General features: G+C 58.5%; 13 protein-coding genes. 5 read left to right on the top strand and 8 right to left on the bottom strand.

From position 1 onward, the window contains the following. Window positions 1–91: 91 nt before the first annotated feature. Together galK and LAT62_RS10805 are read right to left on the bottom strand one after the other, a co-directional pair. Window positions 92–1,261, bottom strand: coding sequence for a galactokinase (galK, locus tag LAT62_RS10800; protein WP_293383296.1), 1,170 nt, complete (start codon window positions 1,259–1,261; stop codon window positions 92–94). Beyond that, window positions 1,258–2,334, bottom strand: a complete 1,077-nt coding sequence (locus tag LAT62_RS10805) for a UDP-glucose--hexose-1-phosphate uridylyltransferase (RefSeq protein ID WP_293383299.1) — start codon at window positions 2,332–2,334, stop codon at window positions 1,258–1,260. Before LAT62_RS10805 ends, galK begins: the two co-directional genes overlap by 4 nt. A gap of 233 nt (window positions 2,335–2,567) precedes the next feature. Here LAT62_RS10805 and LAT62_RS10810 point away from each other — a divergent pair, with 233 nt between their 5' ends. After that, window positions 2,568–3,590, top strand: a complete 1,023-nt coding sequence (locus LAT62_RS10810) for a substrate-binding domain-containing protein (protein ID WP_293383301.1) — start codon at window positions 2,568–2,570, stop codon at window positions 3,588–3,590. On the opposite strand, the gene galE is transcribed toward LAT62_RS10810, so the two are convergent. From galE to LAT62_RS10835, 5 genes are all read right to left on the bottom strand, one after another. Then, on the bottom strand, window positions 3,575–4,591 hold the full coding sequence (gene galE / locus LAT62_RS10815; protein ID WP_293383304.1) for a UDP-glucose 4-epimerase GalE: 1,017 nt from the start codon (window positions 4,589–4,591) through the stop codon (window positions 3,575–3,577). The genes LAT62_RS10810 and galE overlap by 16 nt on opposite strands. A 221-nt stretch (window positions 4,592–4,812) precedes the next feature. Beyond that, complete coding sequence (locus tag LAT62_RS10820) at window positions 4,813–6,036, bottom strand: ABC transporter substrate-binding protein (RefSeq protein ID WP_293383307.1); 1,224 nt, start codon at window positions 6,034–6,036, stop codon at window positions 4,813–4,815. Window positions 6,037–6,389: 353 nt separating this feature from the next. Continuing rightward, window positions 6,390–7,241 (bottom strand): carbohydrate ABC transporter permease, encoded by an 852-nt coding sequence (locus tag LAT62_RS10825; RefSeq protein WP_293383310.1) that lies wholly within the window; start codon window positions 7,239–7,241, stop codon window positions 6,390–6,392. A 1-nt stretch (window position 7,242) separates the two neighbouring features. After that, entirely contained in the window at window positions 7,243–8,115 is an 873-nt protein-coding gene (locus tag LAT62_RS10830; RefSeq protein WP_293383313.1) for a carbohydrate ABC transporter permease, read from the bottom strand. Between the two features lie 301 nt (window positions 8,116–8,416). Continuing rightward, window positions 8,417–10,582, bottom strand: coding sequence for a malate synthase G (locus LAT62_RS10835; RefSeq protein WP_293383316.1), 2,166 nt, complete (start codon window positions 10,580–10,582; stop codon window positions 8,417–8,419). Between the two features lie 237 nt (window positions 10,583–10,819). Here LAT62_RS10835 and aceK point away from each other — a divergent pair, with 237 nt between their 5' ends. Continuing rightward, window positions 10,820–12,610: a bifunctional isocitrate dehydrogenase kinase/phosphatase gene (gene aceK, locus LAT62_RS10840; RefSeq protein ID WP_293383319.1), complete on the top strand. Its 1,791-nt coding sequence runs from the start codon at window positions 10,820–10,822 to the stop codon at window positions 12,608–12,610. A gap of 233 nt (window positions 12,611–12,843) precedes the next feature. Then, complete coding sequence (locus tag LAT62_RS10845; RefSeq protein WP_293383322.1) at window positions 12,844–14,838, top strand: hypothetical protein; 1,995 nt, start codon at window positions 12,844–12,846, stop codon at window positions 14,836–14,838. A 530-nt stretch (window positions 14,839–15,368) separates the two neighbouring features. Here LAT62_RS10845 and LAT62_RS10850 read toward each other — a convergent pair. Beyond that, complete coding sequence (locus LAT62_RS10850; RefSeq protein ID WP_293383325.1) at window positions 15,369–17,864, bottom strand: glycogen/starch/alpha-glucan phosphorylase; 2,496 nt, start codon at window positions 17,862–17,864, stop codon at window positions 15,369–15,371. Between the two features lie 249 nt (window positions 17,865–18,113). Between LAT62_RS10850 and ung the strand changes: the two genes are divergently transcribed. Both ung and LAT62_RS10860 read left to right on the top strand, forming a co-directional pair. Next, window positions 18,114–18,794 carry a uracil-DNA glycosylase gene (gene ung / locus LAT62_RS10855; RefSeq protein WP_293383328.1) on the top strand — a complete coding sequence of 227 codons (681 nt, stop codon included), beginning with the start codon at window positions 18,114–18,116 and terminating at the stop codon, window positions 18,792–18,794. Window positions 18,795–19,224: 430 nt separating this feature from the next. Further along, window positions 19,225–20,696: 2-isopropylmalate synthase (locus tag LAT62_RS10860; protein ID WP_293383331.1), on the top strand; the 1,472-nt coding region annotated here is incomplete at its 3' end.

Consider the following 20,696-nt stretch of genomic DNA (forward strand, 5'->3'; position numbering starts at 1 on the left):
CTGGCTTGCCTGCGCTTCGGCGTCGACCGCTTTTTGAAGGGGCCTGCCGGCCCCGAGCGCGGCCAAGGCTCACAGCCTACATATCAGGACCCTAAAGCAATGTCACCGGCTCGCAGAAGGCCCCGGCGCTGGCACGCGCTTCGATGATCAGAGGTTCGCAGCCGGTGGTGCGCTCATAGTCAGCCTCCACGGCGCGGATCAACTGCGGCACTACTCGCTCCGGCGCCACCGCCACCACGCAGCCACCAAAACCGCCGCCCGTCATGCGGGCGCCGGCCTCGCCCTTGCCTGCGTCCTGCAGCAGGGCAACCAGTGTGTCTATTTCCGGCGTGGTGATTTCGAAGTCATCGCGCATCGATACATGCGACGCTGCCATGATCGGCGCCAGGCGCTCGAGATTGCCCTCGCGCATTGCTGCGGCGGCTTTTACCGTGCGCGCATTTTCCGTCAAAACATGGCGGGCCCGCCGGAAAACATTCGGGTGCAAGTCTTCCTCTGCCGCCAGCAGGTCGGCCAGCTTGACCTCACGCAGGCTGGTCGCACCGAAATGACGGGCGGCCTCCTCGCATTGCCTGCGGCGCATATTGTATTCGCTCTCCACCAGGCCGCGGCGCACACCGCTGTGTACGATCAGGATTTCCCAATCTGAAGGCATCGAGATGGGTTTGCTGGTCAGGTCGCGGCAGTCGATCAGCAGCGCACTGTTGGTCTGGCCCCTAGCCGAAATCAACTGGTCCATGATGCCGCAGGCACAGCCGACAAAGTCGTTTTCGGCGGCCTGGCCGATCAGCGCGGCGTCTGTGGGGTCTATGGTATCGCCGCTCAGTTCAAGCAGCGCCCGAATCAATGCCATTTCGAGGCTGGCCGAACTGCTCAGGCCGGCACCTGAAGGGATATTGCCCGTCATCAACAGCTCACCACCGGCCAGGCGATACCCGCGCTGGCTCAGTTCGCCGACCACGCCACGCAGATAGTCTGACCAGGGCGCGTCTTCGTCGCGCTGCTGATCGGCCTGCAGTGGCACGATGACGGACTGCCCGGCAAAGTCCTGCGCGACAGCCGTCAAATGGTCATCTGACGTGGGTCTGAAGGCCACCCAGGTGCCCAGATCAATGGCCGCAGGCAGCACAAACCCGAGATTGTAGTCGGTATGCTCGCCAATCAGATTGACGCGGCCGGGAGCGTGCGCAATGCCCGCCGGTGGGTGGCCAAAGGCCGCCTGAAACTGCTGGTTGACCAGATCATCATTCAGATTTTTCATTGTGGGGTTCCGGCTGCGTGCTCGGCCGACGCGCTGAGCATGAAGTGGGTTGTGCTCTGGCTGCGCAGGCGCTCTGCTGCCTGCTCAGGGGTAATATCACGCTGGGCTTCCGCCATCATTTCGTAACCGACCATGAACTTGCGCACACTGGCACTGCGCAGCAAAGGTGGGTAGAAATGGGCGTGAACCTGCCAGGGTGCCGTGTTCTCGGCGTTGAACGGTGCCCCATGCCAGCCCATGGAGTAGGGGAAAGAGCAGCGAAACAGGTTGTCATAGCGCGCGGTCAGGTGGCGCAGCATCTGCGCCAGGGCAAGCTGCTCGTCGTTGGACAGTTCATTGAGCCGTGGCCGATGGGCGCGTGGCAGCACCAGGGTCTCGAACGGCCAGGCAGCCCAGTAGGGCACCAGCGCCACCCAGTGCTCGTTGCTGTCGACCAGGCGTGTGCCGGCGGCCTCTTCTTTTGCTACATAGTCCAGCAGCAGCGGACTGCCGTGGGTGGCGTAATAGTCTTTTTGCTGTTCATGCTCGCGCGCCGCCAGGGTCGGCAGGTAGGGCTGGGCCCATATCTGGCCATGCGGGTGCGGGTTGGAACATCCCATCATGGCGCCCTTGTTTTCGAAGATCTGTACCCACTGGTAACGTTTTCCCAACTCATCGAGCTGAGCTATCCAGGTGGAAATCACCGCCTCCGCTTCGACTTTGGACAACAGGGCCAGCGTCTTGCTGTGGTCGGGGGAAAAGCAGATTACACGGCAGGTGCCCCGGGCTGATTCAAAGCGAAACAGGGGGTCTTGATCGCCCGCAACCGGAGCGTCCTCGTTGAGGGCGGCGAAATCATTGTCGAAGACAAAGGTCGTCGCATAGTCGTCATTGCGCTCCCCATTGGCTCGTTCGTTCCCTGGACACAGGTAGCAATCCGGGTCATGGGCAGGCGCTTCCTGCCAGTGGTTTTCTTCTTCCATGCCCTGCCAGGGCCTTTTGGTGCGGTGCGGCGACACCAGCACCCAGTCCCCGGTCAGCGGGTTGTGTCGCCGATGCGGATGTTCGGTGGTGTGGAAAGTCTGTTGGCTCATGCGGCGTTCCCGATAGATGGAAGGTGGGTTGGCCCACGCTGCTTGTTATTGTCTCGCAGAGTGCAATTATGTGTGATAAAGAAAACGTTTTCAACATTGTCGAATAATCGTTCTGCTCTCAAGGTTTTCAAGTGCATCAGGCACCCTCCATGGAACCGCTGTGGCGCAATGAGGTTGCCTGGAAAACGTTTGCCATCTAGACTGCGAACTGAGTGTTTTTTTGGAATACAGGCGTGGCCAATATCAAAGATGTGGCTCGGGCGGCCGGGGTGTCAGTATCAACCGTATCAAGGGTCGTCAATGGCTCGGCCAAGGTCGCTCCGGAGAAGCGGGAAGCGGTTCTGGCTGCCATGTCGACCATGAACTATCGCCCCAACAGTCTGGCACGGGCGCTGGTCAATCGGCGCTCCAACTGTATCGGCCTGATGGTCGGTGAGCTGGGCTCGCCGTTTTTCGCCCAGATGATGGCGGGTGTGGACGACGTGGTGGTGCAGGGTGGCCGGCACTTGATGATGACCTCCGGTTACAATGACCCGGCGCGCGAAGAAGAAGCCCTGGACATGCTGCAGCAACGCCAGTGTGACGCCCTGATACTGCATGCCAAGGCGCTCAGCGACGAACGCCTGCAGGAAGTGGCGGCCGGGCCTGTGCCGGTCATCTTCATCAACCGGCTGGTGCCGGGCTACGAGTCCTGCAGTATCTATCTGGACAATCAGCATGGCGCCTATCTGGCGACCCGCCACCTGCTCGGCCGCGGCCATCGCAGTGTTGCCTTCATGTGCTCCAGCCTGACGCATGTTGCAGACGGCCATCAGCGTTTGGCCGGCTACCGGCAGGCGCTGGACGAATTCGATATCGAGTATGACGAGCGTAAAGTCGCCTGGGCCTTCCCGAATGAAGACGGCGGCAATGAAGCCATGGGCGAGTTGCTGGGGCGCAATGTCAGTTTCAGTGCCGTCATGGCCTACAACGATGTGATGGCCGCGGGGGCCATCGGCCTGCTGCTGGACAGCGGGTTTGAAGTACCGCATCACATGTCAGTGGTGGGCTTTGACGATGTGGTGATTACCAAGTATCTGCGCCCGCGGCTGACCACAGTGCATTACCCGATCGAGGAAATGGGCCGCACAGCAGCCCGGCTCGCCTTGCAGATTCTGGAAGGAAAGCCCCGCCTGCCGGCCGCGCAACTGAACTTCACGCCCCGCCTGGTGGTGCGCCACTCGGTCAAGACCTGGCGCGATCAAGACGGGCGATAACCGTTCGGGTTTTTCTGCTGCCAGCGCCAGGAATCCCGCAGCATGGATTCGAGGTCTCTGCGGGCGGTCCATCCCAGTTGCTGTTCTGCCTTGGTCGGGTCGGCATAGCAGCAGCCGATGTCGCCGGGTCGGCGCGCTGACACCTGGTAGGGCACCTTGACGGCATTGACCTCGGAGAAGGTGCGCACCAGATCGAGCACGCTGTAGCCCTGCCCGGTGCCCAGATTGTAGGCCTCGCACGGGCTCTGCCGATCCAGATGTTCAAGGGCCTGTACGTGGCCATCCGCCAGATCGAGAACGTGAATATAGTCCCGCACACCGGTGCCATCCGGGGTGTCGTAGTCCTCCCCAAACACCGACAGCTTCTCCAGTTTGCCCACCGCCACCTGGGTGATATAGGGCAGCAGGTTGTTCGGAATACCGCTCGGATCTTCGCCGATATCGCCTGATTCATGCGCGCCGGCCGGGTTGAAATAACGCAGCAGGGCTATACGCCAGCGTTCGTCTGCGGCCGCCAGGTCGCGCATCATGGTTTCAATCATCAGCTTGGTTTGCCCGTAGGGGTTGGTGGCACTCAACGGGGCCGATTCGGGAATGGGCACCTGGTCCGGGTCGCCGTAGACGGTGGCCGAACTGCTGAACACCATGCGCCTGACATCTGCCGCGTTCATCGCTTCCAGCAGGGTCAGGGTGCCGCTGACATTGTTCTGGTAATAGGCCAGAGGCATCTGAGTCGACTCGCCAACGGCCTTCAGGCCGGCAAAATGAATCACTGCACTGATATCATGCTCGTTGAACAGCGAGTCGAGCAGTGGGCGGTCACGAATGTCACCCTCGACGAAGGGTATCGCCTGCCCGACGATCTTTTCGACGCGCAGCAGGGCCTCTCGACTCGCGTTGCTCAGGTTGTCCAGCACCACAATGCGGTGCCCGGCCTGGACCAGTGAAATACAGGTGTGGCTGCCGATGTACCCGGCGCCCCCTGTAACCAGTATTGTCATATCGGCTCCTTGGTGGATGGTGTCTGGTATGGCTAGAAAACGTTTTCAGGGTTCCAAGCTTACTCTGCACCGCAAAGATAGCAAGCCTTGGCAGTGCAGCGCGCATTGTCAGGCGCCGGGCTCGTATTGGCAAGGTCGGTGGTGGTGCTGTCCAAAGGGTCACAAAAAAGGGCGCCAAGAGGCGCCCTGCAACAGTCACAATAGAGGGTCACTGTGCTCGCTTAACGGAAGACCCGGGCCCGGGTGCGTTCCAGACGCTCCAGTATCTGGTCGAGGCGATCCGGGTTCACCATGAACTCCTGGAAAGCTTCCATGCCTACTGAGTACATGTCAGGAACCGTGTCCCGGTCATAGAACTGGGCGGTGCCGTCTGAAGCACTCAGCATCTGCATACCGGCCTGCAGGAAGGGGTCGTCTGCCACTTCAGCGTCCCGGTGGGTGGGCAACTGGTTCAGGGTTGCGTTCAGCATGGCCTGCTGCTCCGGACGGGCGGCGAACTCGAGGAATTTGCGGGCATCTTCCTTGTTGTTGGCGCGCGCCGGAATGTGCAGCGTATCGGTCGGAGCATCTTCATACATGCCGACCTGCGGATTGATCTGCGGGAACTGGAAGAAGCCCATGTTCACGTCATCCGGGAAGCCGGGCGTAATGAAGTTGCCGATCAGATACATGGCGGCATCGCCGCGATACAGGAACGGCTGAGCTTCCTGCCAGGTATAGGAGGCGTGGTTCTCGATAAAGAAGCCGCGATCCACCAGCTCTTTCCAATGCATGAAGACGTCACGAACACCGTCATCAGTGTAGGGGATTTCACCGGCCATCAGAGCATTGTGATAGTCCAGACCGTTGATGCGCAGGTTCAGATAATCGAACCAGCCGGCAGTGGTCCACAGGAAGCGGGTACCGATGGTAAACGGCGCGATACCGTTCTCGACCAGCGTATCACCGACTTCAAGCAGCTCTTCCCAGTTGGTCGGCTCGCTCAAACCCAGCTCATCGAACACGTCCTGATTGTAATACATGCCCCACTGGTAATAGGTGGCGGGTATACCCCACTGTCTGTCGTCAATGGTCATGGCAGCACGCGATGAGGCCATGCTTTCGTGCAGGTTGTTCTGGTCCCAGATGTCGGAAACGTCTTCGAACAGGTTGCGCTGTACGAAGAAGTTCATCCGCTCACCGGCAAACCACATGACGACATCTGGCGGATTGGTCACCAGCCAGTTACGGATGACGGTTTTGTAGCCTTCGTGGTCATACTCGTTGAAGACCACTCGGATATCAGGATACTCCTCCTGGAACCGTTCCACGATCTCGGTCCAGGCTTCACGCGGTGCCGGATCCGAGGCGTTGGAGTTGATTACGAGTGTGCTGGCCAAGGCGCTGGTCGCCATCACAGCGCTGAGCGCTGTGGCGGTGGCGATGGCACTTATTGTTTTTTTCATGGTCATTGCCTTCCTTCCAAAATGGAGGTTGTTGCTTTTCTTTTGAGCCTGGTCGCCAGCCGGACTGCATAAGCCATGCTGTAGACGCGACTCCCCGTTACTGTCCCGCCGATGCGGAGCTTTTCAGGCAAAGGGCTCCTGTGTCAGCCTTCGCCGGCTACTGTGGCAAGCCACTCCCACAGTAGATGAAAACGTTTTCCAGCCTGGTCGAGCTTCTGCGCTCTTTTGTCTGCCAGACCCCCATGGTTCCATTCGGGGTGTCACTATTTTCAAAGATAACGCCATCCAAATTCTTTGGCAACGTTTTCAATTGTTATCAGCATCTTGTCTGGCGGATGCACGACTGCCGGCCATTATCCTTTGGTCGCCCCAAGAGTCAGGCCGGCAATAAAGTGTTTCTGCATCAGGAAGAACAGCAGCACCGGCGGCAGTGCGGCCACGATGCTGCCCGCCGAGATCAACTGCCAGGAGGCGATCCACTGCCCGCTGAGCGCGGCTATGCCGGAGGTGACCGGACGCGCATGATCACTCTGCACCAGGACAAGCGCCCAGAAGTAGTCATTCCAGATGAAAGTAAACACCAGTACGGCCAGCGCCGCCAGTGCCGGGCGAACCAGTGGCAGCACGACGGTCAGGAAGATGCGCAGTTCACTGGCGCCCTCCAGTCTTGCAGATTCGATGATTTCGTCGGGCACGTTCATCATGAAATTGCGCATGAACAAAGTGCAGAAGCCAGTCTGGAAGGCGATGTGGAACAGCACCAGGCCGGCGATGGTGTCATATAGCCCGGTGCTGATGGTCAGATCACGGACTGGAATCATCAGAATCTGGAAGGGGACAAAATTGCCGGCGATAAACAGCGCAAAGATGACCAGATTGCCCTTGAAGCTGTATTTGGCCAGGGCATAACCTGCCAGAGCCGACAGGGCGACAGCCCCCGCCATGGCAGGCAGGGTGATCATCAGTGAATTGAGCAGGTAGCGCGCCATCCGGGTGCGCTGGAATATCTCGGTATAGTTTTCGATCAGCATCCACTGACTGGGCAGGCCCCAGTAGTTGCCGGCGTTGATGTCGGCCAGGCCGCGTACCGAGGTCATCATGACGGCGGCAAGCGGCAGCAGCCAGACTGCAATGGCTGTGAACAGGGCAACCTTGTAGGCCACTTGGGAAAACGGCGAACGGGTACGAATATCGACGGGATACATATTATTTCTCCGTTCTCAACATGCGCCACAGGAAGAACACGATGTAGAACATCATGATCGCGAAGAGCACGACGGCGATTGCGGCACCATAACCCGCCCGGTAGTTGAAGATACTCTGCTGGTACATGAAGTGGGCCAGCACATTGGTGCTGCCCCAGGGGCCACCACCCGTCATGGTGGCCACCAGATCGAAACTGCGCAGGGCGCCAATCACTGTTACCACCACGGCAATAAAGGTGGCCGGGCGCAATTGCGGCAGCACTATGTGCCAGAGCATTTTCAGGCCTTTGGCGCCGTCCATTCGGGCGGCCTCGAGCTGTTCCGGATCCAGATTGTTCAGGCCGGTCAGGTAGAGAATCATGCAGTAGGCGATCTGTGGCCAGAGACCGGCAGCAATGATGCCGTAGGTCGCCAGGTTCTCATCTCCCAGCAGGTTGACGCTGCGGAAACCGAAGAAATTGAGAATGTCGTTGAGCAGGCCGAAGCTGGGGTCGTAAAACCAGGTGAAGACCAGGCCTACAACAACCTGTGAAATGACGAACGGAAAGAAGAACAGCGATTTGACGACCCGAATGCCCATCACGGTCTGGTTCAGAAACAGGGCGATGAAAAGGCCGCAGACGGGGGCCAGCATGAAAAAGATCAACCAGAGGATGTTGTTCTTCAGCGAGGTCCAGAACCGCGGGTCGTCCATCAGTTCACGGTAGTTGTCCAGGCCAATGAATTCTCGGGTTTCACTGACCCCGTCCCATTCGTAGAAGCTGAGCGAGATACTCTGGCTGATGGGATAGAGCACATAGATCAAAAACATGATCGCCGCCGGCAGAAGGAACAGGGCCGGTGCAAGCAATGAATACTGGCGGGCGGTTTTCACAGTCGATCTCCAGATGCTTTCTTGTTGTCATCCACCACTGGCGGGTGGTCACACACGGAGTTTTGATTTGCAGCCATGTTTCTGCAAACGTTTTCATATTGTTGCGCCGATGTTAGCAGAAAAAATAATGTTGTAAACGGTTTTCTGGTTAACGGTTCTTCAACCAGATGGGTCTGGTCCTGTGATGCAGTAGGCACGCGATGTTGGGGTGTCAGCGGTAGCCAGGGACTCAGACTAACTAGGTCTGAAAACGTTGTCTCAAAGCGAGTCTTCCCGGTGAGTACCGGGAAGACCCTTTAGGTCAGGCCGAGGCTTTGAGGGCGAGTCGGCTGCGGTGCAGCACCGGTTCGGTATAGCCACTGGGTTGGTTGCGCCCCTCGAACACCAATTCGCAGGCCGCCGTGAAGGCCACGGAGTGCTCAAGGTCTGCAGCCATGGGGCGATAAGCGGGGTCGCTGGCATTCTGGCGATCAACCACAGCGGCCATCCGCTTCATGGTGTCCAGTACCTGCTCGGCGGTCACCACACCGTGATACAACCAGTTGCAGATATGCTGGCTGGAGATGCGCAGGGTGGCGCGGTCTTCCATCAGGCCGACATCATTGATATCAGGCACCTTGGAGCAACCGACGCCCTGATCGATCCAGCGCACCACATAGCCGAGGATGCCCTGGGCGTTGTTATCCAGCTCCGCCTGAATCTCTTCGGGTGACAGGGTGCTGTCGAGCAGGGGCAGGGTCAGAATGTCGTCCAGCGCAGCCCGCTGTCGGGACTGCAGCTTTTGCTGCACGGCAGCGACGTCAACCTGGTGATAGTGGGTGGCATGCAGGGTGGCCGCGGTTGGCGAGGGCACCCAGGCGCAATTGGCGCCCGACTCGGGGTGTCCGATCTTGGCCGTCATCATGTCTGCCATCTCGTCCGGCTTGGGCCACATGCCCTTGCCGATCTGGGCATGCCCCTGCAAACCGCAGGCGAGTCCGATGTCGACGTTCCAGTCTTCGTAGGCGGTAATCCAGGGCTGTGCCTTCATGTCGGATTTACGCACCATGGGCCCGGCTTCCATCGCGGAGTGAATTTCGTCTCCGGTGCGATCCAGAAAGCCTGTGTTGATAAAGATGACGCGGTCGCGGGCGGCCCGAATGCACTCTTTCAGATTGACCGTGGTGCGACGCTCCTCGTCCATGATACCGATTTTCAGGGTCCTGGCCGGCAGGCCCAGAGCCTGTTCGACCCGCTCGAACAGCTCGACGCTGAACGCCACCTCTTCCGGGCCGTGCATCTTGGGCTTCACGATATACATTGAGCCAGTGCGGCTGTTATGCACCGGGCTCTTGCCCTGCAGGTCATGCAGCGCGGCGAGCGCGGTGAACATGCAGTCCATGATGCCTTCCGGAATTTCCTCTCCGTCGTGCAAAATAGCGGGATTGGTCATCAGGTGGCCGACATTGCGCACCAGCATCAAGGACCGGCCGGGCAGCGTCAGGGTGCCGCCGTCGGCAGCGGTGTATTGGCGGTCGGCCTCCAGTTGCCGGGTAACCGTCCGGTCGCCCTTGCGGAAGCGCGCGGTCAGGGTGCCCTGCATCAGACCCAGCCAGTTCCGATAGACCTCCACCTTTTCTTCTGCATCAACAGCAGCCACTGAGTCCTCGCAGTCCTGAATGGTGGTCAGGGCAGACTCCAGCAGAACATCCTTGAGGCCGGCAGCGTCGCGCTGGCCAATCGGGTCGGTGGCATCAAACTGCAGCTCGGCGTGCAGCCCATTGTGGCCGAGCAGGATCGCCTCCAGGCTGTCCGGAGTGCCCTGATAGCCCTTGTATTGATTCGGGTCCTGCAGCGTCGTGGTCTGATCGCCCAACTTTATGCTGAGTTGCCCGTCGGTAGTCGTGTAGCCGGTGCTGTCGACATGAGAGCCTTCGCGCAGCGGGAAATGGCGATCCAGAAAGTCGCGAGCCCAGGCCACTACCCTGGCACCGCGCACCGGGTTGTAGGCTGATCCGCGCTCGGCGCCCTCAGTTTCGGCGATGACATTGGTGCCATACAGCGCATCATAGAGGCTGCCCCAGCGCGCATTGGCAGCGTTCAGGGCAAAGCGGGCATTGCGCACCGGCACCACCAGTTGCGGGCCGGCAAGCGTGGCAATTTCGGGGTCGACATTGGCTGTAGAGACCTGGAAGTCGTCACCCTCCGGCAGCAGGTATCCGATATCGGTCAGAAAGTCCCGATAGGCCGCCACATTCTGAGGCTGGCCGCGGTGATCGCGATGCCACTCATCAAGGCGCGCCTGCAGTGCTTCGCGTTTCTCCAGCAGGGCCCGGTTGCGCGGGGCCAGATCGGTCAGAATGGCGTCCAGTTGCGCCCAAACCTGATCGGCGCTCAAGCCTGTGCCGGGAATCATTTCCTGGGTGACAAGTTCATGAAGCTCGCGCGCGATGGCGAGGCGGCCTGTCTGAATGCGGTCAGTTGTCATGGTGGTGCAGCCCTGTTATCTGTTTTGTGTTCAGAGTTTGCTGAGAGTTATGCAGTATCCATGTCTGAACGGCGGGCGCCAATCGCGCAGGCCCATAATGGCTATAACTACAGTGAATAGGGCTTGAACTGCGCAGCGCGCAACAGCAGTGGTAGACTCAGGGCAGTAGAGTGGATGACCCAATACGGTCATATGACCGTGAAGCCTGCAAAAAAGAAGCAGAAAGAAGAGAGTGCCATGACCCCTGACTCCGAGTCGGCGCAAAGCCCAGCAGCTCGTGGACCCAGCCAGCCCGGCCTGGACCGCGAGATCGCGCGCCAGATTCTGGCTGGCTTTGATCACCATTATGATCGTTTCAGGGCCATAACCCAGCAGGCTCAGGACCGCTTTGAACGGGCTGACTGGAAGGCCGCGCAAGCCGACCACAAGGCGCGCATTAACCTGTATGACGACAGTGTGAACCTGGCGGTGGCGGCATTGCGCAAGGCACACCCCTGCATGGAAACGGTGGATGCCGACCTGTGGCGCGGGGTGAAAAAGCAGTTTCGCCGACAGATGATGCAGCATCGCCAGCCCGAATTGGCCGAGTCGTTTTACAACTCGGTGTTCTGTCAGGTCTTTGAACGGCAGTATTATCGCAACGAATTCATTTTTGTGGAGTCCTATGCCGATGATCTGCTGGCCGTCCGGGACAGCCATGCCTACACCAGCTACTACCCGAGAATGGACGGCTTTGAAGCCAATATTCACGACATTCTGCACAGCTTCAGTCTGAATCAGCCCTTTGAAGATCTGGATCGTGATATCGAGCGGCTGCGCGACAGCTTTTACAAGCAGTCAGCTGTCGACATCAAGCCGGAAGACAATCTGCGCATCGATATCCTGGACAAGCTGTTTTTACGCAACAAGGCGGCCTATGTCGTCGGCCGCATCGTAAGCAAGGAGGCCACCCAGCCCTGTGTGGTACCCCTGCTGATCAACGATCAGCAGCAAATCTATATCGATGCCCTGCTGATGGACCCTTCCGATGTCAGTATCGTATTCGGCTTCGCCCGCAGCTATTTCATGGTCGATGCCGAAGAGCCGTTTGCCTATGTGCGATTTCTCAGTGAAATCATGCCGCACAAGCGCAAGTCGGAGCTGTACAACGCACTGGGTCTGCACAAGCACGGCAAAACGGTGTTCTATCGTGATCTGCTGCATCACATGCAGGAAACGGCCGACCAATTTGTGGTGGCGCCGGGCATCGAAGGCATGGTGATGGCGGTGTTCACGCTGCCGTCTTATCCCTATGTGTTCAAGATCATCAAGGACCGCTTTGCCCCCAGCAAATACAACACCAAAGCCGGGGTGAAAGAGAAGTATCAACTGGTCAAGCAACATGACCGTGCCGGCCGTATGGCCGACACTCTGGAATATCGCCATGTAGCGCTGCCGAGGCATCGGTTTTCCGATGAGCTGATCGATCACCTGCTGGAAGTGGCACCTGCCGAAGTCGGCATCGAAGGCGATGATGTCACCATCGGCCACCTCTATATCGAACGGCGCATGACCCCACTGAACATCTATCTGGACCAGGCAACACCCGATCAGGCTCGCGCCGCCATGCTGGATTACGGCCTGGCGATCAAGGAAATTGCCGGCACCAACCTGTTTCCGGGTGACATGCTGCACAAGAATTTCGGCGTGACTCGGGTACACCGGGTGATTTTCTACGACTATGACGAAGTCTGCTATCTCGACGAGTGCAACTTCCGGCGCATACCCGAAGCGGTGACGCCAGAGCAGGAAATGGCCAGCGAGCCCTGGTACTCGGTGCACCCCAGTGATGTGTTTCCGGAAGAGTTCGGCCCGTTTCTGCTCGGCGGCAACCCGGCGCGTGAAGCCTTTCAGGAGGTGCATGGTGACCTGCTGACCCAGGAGTACTGGCAGACCCTGCAGCAACGCCTCGCCGACGGGCACCTGGAAGATGTTTTTCCCTATCACGAGAACAAGCGGTTTTGCGTGCAGTACGGTGGATTTCTGTAAGTCAGGTCAAATGACCAGACAAGCGCGTTCCCCGCGCACCATGAGCAACCGACCCGCCGCTGTCAGCAGGCGATATTGCGTCCAGCCGTAATCGAGAAATCACCTCTGTGTGAGCCAGATCACATTAATGGATGGAAATGCTCTGTTCCCGGCATTGCGCGGATAGGGTGTAAGCCGGATGTAAGATTCAGCGCGCTAGCCTTGGAAGCCTGTATGGAAATCAGGAGAAACACATGACCAAGGGACTTGAAAGTGCTGTAACGTCTGTCGACACGCAACGCAATATCTGCAAACGGATTGTTCTTTGCGGGCTGATGGTGTTCGGTATGGCAGCCTGCAGCAGTGATAACGATGAGGTGGCCATCCATACCGTCAGCTTGGAAATAGGCGCCAACGGGAGCATTGACCCGGGTTCGGCGCAAGAGGTAGAGGAAGGGGAGGCTGTCCAGTTTGAACTCCTTCCCGACAGCGATTATGAAATCGATCAGATTGAGGGGTGCAAAGGCGCTCTGGATGACACAACCTACACTACGGACGCCATCTCCGAGGATTGCACGGTTACCGTGAGCTTCAAACTGATCCCCCCGGAAGCGCCTGCTCTCAGTTTAACCCCCACGGCAATCAAAACCTTCAGCTTTAGTTGGGTCGATGTGTCGGGTGAGAGCGAATACCGTCTGCTGGAAAACCCGGATGGTGAGTCCGGTTATTCCGAAGTGGCCACCCTCCCGGCCGACACTACCGAGCATGACCTTGAGGTGTTTCTCCCCGGCCGCATCAATGCCAGCTATATCCTGCAGGCCTGCAATAGCGGCGGCTGCAGCGATTCCAGTGCGGTGCATGTCAGCGGCACCCTGGCCGAGGCCGTGGGCTACTTCAAGGCCTCCAATACCAGAGAGGGTGACCGGTTCGGCTATAGTGTGGCCCTGTCGGGTGATGGCAATACGATGGCGGTGGGGGCGCATCGGGAAAACAGTGACGCGACCGGTATCAATGGTGATCAGGACAACAACGATGCCAGCAACAGTGGTGCAGTCTATGTGTTTGCCAAGACCGACGGTAACTGGTCACAGCAGGCCTATGTCAAGGCCTCAAATACCAGTGAGGAAGATTTTTTTGGCGCTAGCGTCGCGCTCTCAGCGGATGGCGATACGCTCGTGGTTGGGGCTCCAGAAGAAAACAGCAATGCTACCGGGATTGGTGGTCATCAGCACAACAGCAATGCTGTAGACAGCGGCGCGGTCTATGTTTTTGTGCGCAACAACGACACATGGTCGCAGCAGGCTTATGTCAAGGCCTCCACCACAGAGTCGGGCAACCGGTTTGGGATCAGCGTGGCGCTCTCCGACGATGGTCATACTCTGGCAGCAGCGGCTCATCAGGAAGATGGTGGTACAGTGTATATCTTCAATCGCATCGGCACCTTCTGGTTCGAGCAGACCCATGTCAAGGCATCCAACGCGTCCGGCGGTGACGAGTTTGGCTGGCGTATCGCGCTTTCCGGAGACGGCAATACGCTGGCGGTCGGGGCGAGAAACGAGGACAGTGATGCCACCGGCGTTGATGGTGACGAGGGCAACAGCAACGCCGGTAACAGTGGTGCGGCCTATGTGTTTGCCCGCAGTGATGGCGACTGGTCCCAGCAGGCTTATATCAAGGCCTCCAATACGAATTCGAGCGATCTATTCGGGTACAGTGTCGCCCTTTCGCGAAACGGCGACACCCTGGCGGTGGGAGCCAGAAACGAGAGCAGTGATGCAACCGGCGTGGGCGGCGATCAGGACAATCAGAATATGCCAGAAAACGGGGCCGTCTATGTCTACAGTCGCAGCGGTACTGACTGGTCACAGCAGGCCTATATCAAGTCGTCCACAGCGACAAACGGAGGCTTTTTCGGGTTTGCAGTCGCACTTTCGGATGATGGCAATACCCTGGTCGTTGGCAAGCCTTTTGATGGTACACAGTCGATTGGTGTCGGAGGCTTGTCATTTCCCGCCGGTGGCGGTGGCGCAGCCGAAGTGTTCACCCGAGACAATGGCATCTGGTCGTATGAGACGATCGTCAAGGCTTCCAACACCGCCGCCGCTCAGTTTGGCTGGAGTCTAGCGCTTTCGGGTGATGGCGAGACCCTGGCGGTTGGCGCGCCTCATGAAGACAGCAATGCCACGGGCGTGGGCGGGAACCTGAACGACAACACCGCCGAAAACAGCGGCGCCGTTTACCTGTACTGAGGCAGTTTCGCGCCAGCTTCGGAGCGCGCACTTCGCGCAGACAAAAAAGCGGCCACTGCCGAGGCAGGGCCGCAAAGTTTCGATTTCAGAGGTGCTTTCGTCCCTGAGCCGGGTCTGACGAGGGCCAGTCCCGTTCACTGATGGCTCATCCCTGGGCGATCAGGCATCACGACACTGGCTACGTTAATGCAAATGAGAATAAGATGCAATAGCTTTTGTGATGCCTGCGCAATGCTAGTGTCCCTTAACAGAAGTTCGTAGGTTTCAGCGAGTCATACAAGGTTTCTGGCAAGGCGCAGCTCGCAGGGAATGGCCGTAGCCCTTTTCAAGAGCTGCAACACCGCCAGAGGCCTTGTATGGCTCGCCCTTCGGGAGCCTCTGTCAGGCACTATTACTGCGTTGCACTCCTGGCAAATAGAACCACTATTCCCGGCGGAGTGCGCCTTGTACTAGCGCCTGACAGAGGCTCTGAAATGCCACGAACTTCTGTTAAGGGACACTAGGGTCGGGCCCGCTTGGGCCCGACCTGATCAAGCGTTGTCGCGCGGGTAGGGCTGCAGTTGCCAAACCCGATCAACATAGTCCTGAATGGAGCGGTCCGAATTGAACTTGCCCATGGTGGCCGTGTTGATGATGGCGCTGCGCGCCCAGGCCTTGCGGTCCCGGTATTTGGCATCCACCTTCAACTGGGCCTCGGCGTAGCTGCGGAAGTCAGCCAGCACCTTGAACGGGTCGCCGCCATCCAGCAGGCTGTGCTTGATGGAAGACAGGGCCCGCGGCTGGCCGGGCGTGAAGTAGTCGGTATCCAGCCAGTCCACCACGGCCTTGATTTCGGGGTCGTTCAGGTAATAGTCGTAAGGGTTGTAGCCCGCACGATCCAGCGCTTTGACCTCATCCACGGTGAGGCCGAAAATGAACTCGTTCTCTTCACCGGCCTCTTCTGCGATTTCGATATTGGCGCCGTCCAGGGTGCCAATGGTCAGAGCGCCATTGAGGGCGAGTTTCATATTGCCCGTACCGGACGCTTCTTTACCCGCGGTCGAGATCTGCTCGGACACATCTGCGGCAGGAATCATCTTTTCGGCCAGGCTGACCCGGTAGTTGGGCAGCATCACGACCTTGATCTTGTCGCCGATCCGCTCGTCATGATTGATTCGCGCCGCCACCTTGTTGATGGCAAAGATGATGTCCTTGGCCAGACGGTAGCCCGGGGCTGCCTTGGCGCCGAAAATGAACACTCTGGGCACCATATCGTAATCGGGGTTTTCCAGCAGGCGACGGTACAGGGCCAGAATATGCAGCAGGTTCAGGTGCTGGCGCTTGTACTCGTGCAAGCGTTTGATCTGGATGTCAAAGATCGCATCCGGGCTGACTTCGACACCGGTCAGGGCTTTGATTTCATCGGCCAGGGCTTCTTTGTTTTCATGCTTGATCTTCATGAAGGCATTCTGGAAGCGTACATCATCGGCCAGGCCCTTGAGCTTGCTCAGCTTGCTCAGGTGGACTGGCCAGTCCTTGCTGATGTGCTTGTCGATCAGGTCGGACAGGCCCGGATTACAGGCCTTGAGCCAGCGCCGCGGTGTAATGCCATTGGTGACATTGGTCAGCTTGTCCGGCCACAGGGCATCGAACTCCGGGAACAGGTCGGACTTGACCAGCTTCGAGTGAACTTCCGCCACGCCGTTGACCGTGTGTGAACCGATGACCGACAGGTGGCCCATACGCACCATACGCTGACGGCCTTCCTCGATAATCGACAAGCGGGCCTTCACGGCATCATCGCCCGGCCATTTCCGCTCTACCTCTTCGTTGAGGAACTGGTGGTTGATTTCATAAATCAGTTCAAGATGGCGCGGCAATACGTGCTCGAACAGGCGCAGGTCCCACTTCTCCAGTGCTTCCGGAAGCAGCGTGTGGTTAGTGTAGGAGAAGACTTGGCGGCACATCTGCCAGGCGTGCTGCCAGTCCAGTTCCTTGTCATCGATCAGCAGACGCATCAGTTCCGGAATGGCGACGGCCGGGTGGGTGTCATTCAACTGAATGGAGACCAGTTTCGGGAACTGGGTCCAGTCGTCGCCATGGGCGCGCTGATAGCGGCGAACTATGTCGGCCAGTGAAGCGGCGCTGAAGAAGTACTGTTGAATCAGGCGCAGTTCCTTGCCCGCGTCTGTCTCGTCATTGGGGTAGAGGACCTTGGAGATGGCCTCTGCCTCGGCCTGCTCTGCCTGCGCATCCACATAGCCACCGGCATTGAACACGTCCCAGTCGAAGAAGTCGGTGGCGCGGCTTTCCCACAGGCGCAGAATGTTAACATTGGCGCCGTTGTAGCCGACGATCGGAATATCCCATGGAACTGCCTTGATAGTGCGCCCGGGGTGCCAGACCTTGCGTGCCTTGCCTTCTTCGTAGACCGTCTCGACATAGCCGTAGAGCTTGATCTGCTGGGCGGACTCGGGGCGACAAACTTCCCACGGGTTGCCGTATTCACGCCAGTCATCCGGACGCTCGATCTGGTGGCCATTGCGAAAGTGCTGTTCAAACAGGCCGTGCTCGTAGTGGATGCCATAGCCGACCGCCGGGTAGTTCAGCGATGCCAGAGAATCCAGAAAGCAGGCGGCCAGTCGGCCCAGGCCGCCGTTGCCCAGCGCCATGTCCGGTTCTTCTTCCAGCAGGTCCGGCAGGTTCTGCCCAAGTGCTTTCAGGGCGGTATCGGCCGCTTCAAACAGATGCAGGTTGTGCAGGTTGTTGGACAGCAGACGACCCATCAGGAATTCCATCGACAGATAGTTAACAGCGCGGGTGTCGTAACGGGAGTGCGTCTTCTGGGTGTCGGTCAGGCCAGCCATGACAAATTCATTGACCGCAGCGGCCGTAGCCTCCCACCAGGCCTGGGGGGTTGCCTTTTCCGGGTAGGTGCCCTGGGTGGTGTGCAGGTGATGCAGTATCTTCTGCTGCAGTGTTTTGGCGGTCGCCGGCGCGCGGCGCGAGCTGGCTGACCGGGTCTTGGTGCGAGTCTGGGTTGTCATGTGCTTCCCCTCTGAGTGATGACAGTGGCTCGATACTAGTCAAAAAAGACAGCAATGGAGGGTGGAGGAAGGTATTTAGGAGGTGGAAAAAAGGGTGGATAATAGAAAAAAGATGAAAGTAATAAGCTGAAAGTAAGAAGTTGTGAGTTGTACGCAACCTCCGATAACATCTCCTCGACTTTCGACTTTCGACTTTCGACTTTCGACTTTCGACTTTCGACTTTCGACAACAGAGATTGAGACCAACCCATGCCCCACCTAACTGACCAGTTTCCCGCCGCCTGGCGCCCACTGGCTGAAACTTTCCTGCAGTCCAATCAGGCCCGGGCATTGTCCGACTTTCTGGATCAGGAAGTGGCCGCAGGTCAGACACTGTACCCGCCATCAGAGCAGCGTTTTACGGCGCTGGAGGCTGTTGCACCTGAAAAGGTGCGTGTGGTGATGCTGGGCCAGGACCCTTATCACGGGCCGGGTCAGGCCATGGGGCTGTGTTTCTCAGTGCCGGCTGGCGTTGCCGTGCCGCCCTCGCTGCAGAATATCTACAAGGAACTGGCGCAGGACATTGGATTCCGGATACCGGAGCACGGCGATCTGACATCCTGGGTCGAGCAGGGTGTGTTGCTGCTCAACAGTGTGCTGTCGGTGCGGGCGGGTGAGGCCGGCTCGCATGCCAATCGGGGTTGGGAGGCACTTACTGATCAGTTGATTCACGAGTTGGCTCGGCGTCGAGACGGACTGGTGTTCATGCTCTGGGGCAGCTATGCCCAGCGCAAGGCGGCCGGTGTCGATAACGAGTGCCATCTGGTGCTCAAGGCGCCCCATCCTTCTCCCCTGTCAGCCTATCGGGGCTTCATGGGCTGCCAGCACTTCTCACAGGCCAACGCCTGGTTGCATGCCACAGGGCAGTCACCGATAGATTGGCAACTCTGATTCAACAGCGATTTCGTGTATACATAGGGTTGCATAAGCGGGCCGGGGCCGTTAACTTACTAGGTATGACACATTGGCATAACAGACACTTCGACGCTCTACGACTGCGACTATCCTGATCGCCCGCCCGGGCCTGTGCCTTTGTTCCGGCGCTCATGAGAGCGTTAATCGTAAGCCAGGATAGTGAAACACCGCATGAACACTTCAAAAATACCTGTTTCTTTTGTTCCGACCATGAGCGATCTGGTCTCTGTTCGCCTGTCCGTTTTCCGGCTGCTGTGCCTTCCCCTGCTACGACTGCCCCGCGGTTGCTGAGCCCAGTGTCTGGCGGTGCTCAGTGACCCAAGATGCTCCACAGCCGCCCCTGATGATTTGCAGAGTGCAGTTGCAGACTGCCTGAACAGCTAAAAGAACTTAAGGAAGCAATACCATGTCCGGCATCAATCAAAACGATAATGTGCGAACTGAAACCCTGGGCGATGGCGGCGCCGGTCGCTTTGACCATCGTCGCTATCCGGCTTATCCCAAACCCAAACTGACCGACCGTACCTGGCCAGACCAGGAAATCACCAAGGCACCGATCTGGTGCAGTGTCGACCTGCGCGACGGCAACCAGGCGCTGATCGAGCCGATGACGGTCGAGCAGAAGATGGTCTTTTTCGAACTGCTGGTGGATATTGGCTTCAAGGAAATCGAAATCGGCTTTCCTGCCGCCTCCCAGATCGACTATGACTTCACTCGCCGGCTGATTGATGAGCAGCTGATTCCCGAGGATGTCACGGTGCAGGTGCTGGTGCAGGCCCGCGAGGAACTGATCGAGCGGACCTTCGAATCACTGAACGGGGTGCGCCGGGCGATCGTGCATGTCTACAACTCGACGTCGACCGTACAGCGCCGTGATGTGTTCCGAATGGATCAGGCCGGCATCAAGGCGTTGGCCGTACAGGGCGCCACCTGGGTGCGCGACCATGCGGCCCGTTACCCCGACACCGATTGGCGTTTTCAGTACTCGCCCGAAAGCTTCACCGGCACTGAATTGGACTACGCCATCGACGTCTGCAATGACGTACTCGATGTATGGGAGCCGCAGGCGGACCGGCCGGTGATCATCAATTTGCCGGCGACGGTGGAAATGACCACGCCCAATGTCTTTGCCGACCAGATTGAAATCGTTCATCGCAACCTGAAATACCGCGATGCCGTGGTGCTCAGTGTGCATACGCACAATGACCGGGGCACCGGTATTGCAGCGTCCGAACTGGCCGTCATGGCTGGCGCGGATCGGGCAGAGGGCACCTTGCTGGGCAACGGCGAGCGCACCGGCAACATGGATATTCTGACCATGGCGATGAACCTCTACTCGCGCGGTGTCGACCCGGAGCTGGATTTGTCCGACATGACTCGCATCCAGAAGGTCTATGAATACTGCAATCAGTTGCCCGTGCATCCACGCCACCCTTACATCGGTGAGCTGGTCTACACCTCCTTCTCGGGCAGCCATCAGGATGCCATCAAGAAATGCATGAGTGCCCGTCAGCCGGATGACCTCTGGGATGTGGCCTACATTCCGATTGATCCGACAGACATAGGGCGCAATTACGAAGCGGTTATCCGGGTCAATTCCCAGTCCGGCAAGGGCGGTGTTGCCTGGCTTCTGGAGCGTGAGACGGGCTACAAGCTGCCGCGTGAACTTCAGCCGCTGTTCAGCCAGCATGTGCAGAAAGAGGCTGAACGGACGGCCAAGGAAGTACGCGCCGACTGGATTGTGACCGCTTTCGAGCAGGAATACATGGCACGCGCCCCCCTGCGTCTGGGGAACTACCGGCTGGCGTCCACCGAAGATGGTGAAGATCAGCTGTCGGCGGATGTCCATATGGATGGCCAGACGCAGAGTTGGATGGG

Source organism: Natronospirillum sp. (assembly GCF_022565775.1).
In the GTDB taxonomy this organism is placed as follows: Bacteria; Pseudomonadota; Gammaproteobacteria; order Pseudomonadales; family Natronospirillaceae; genus Natronospirillum.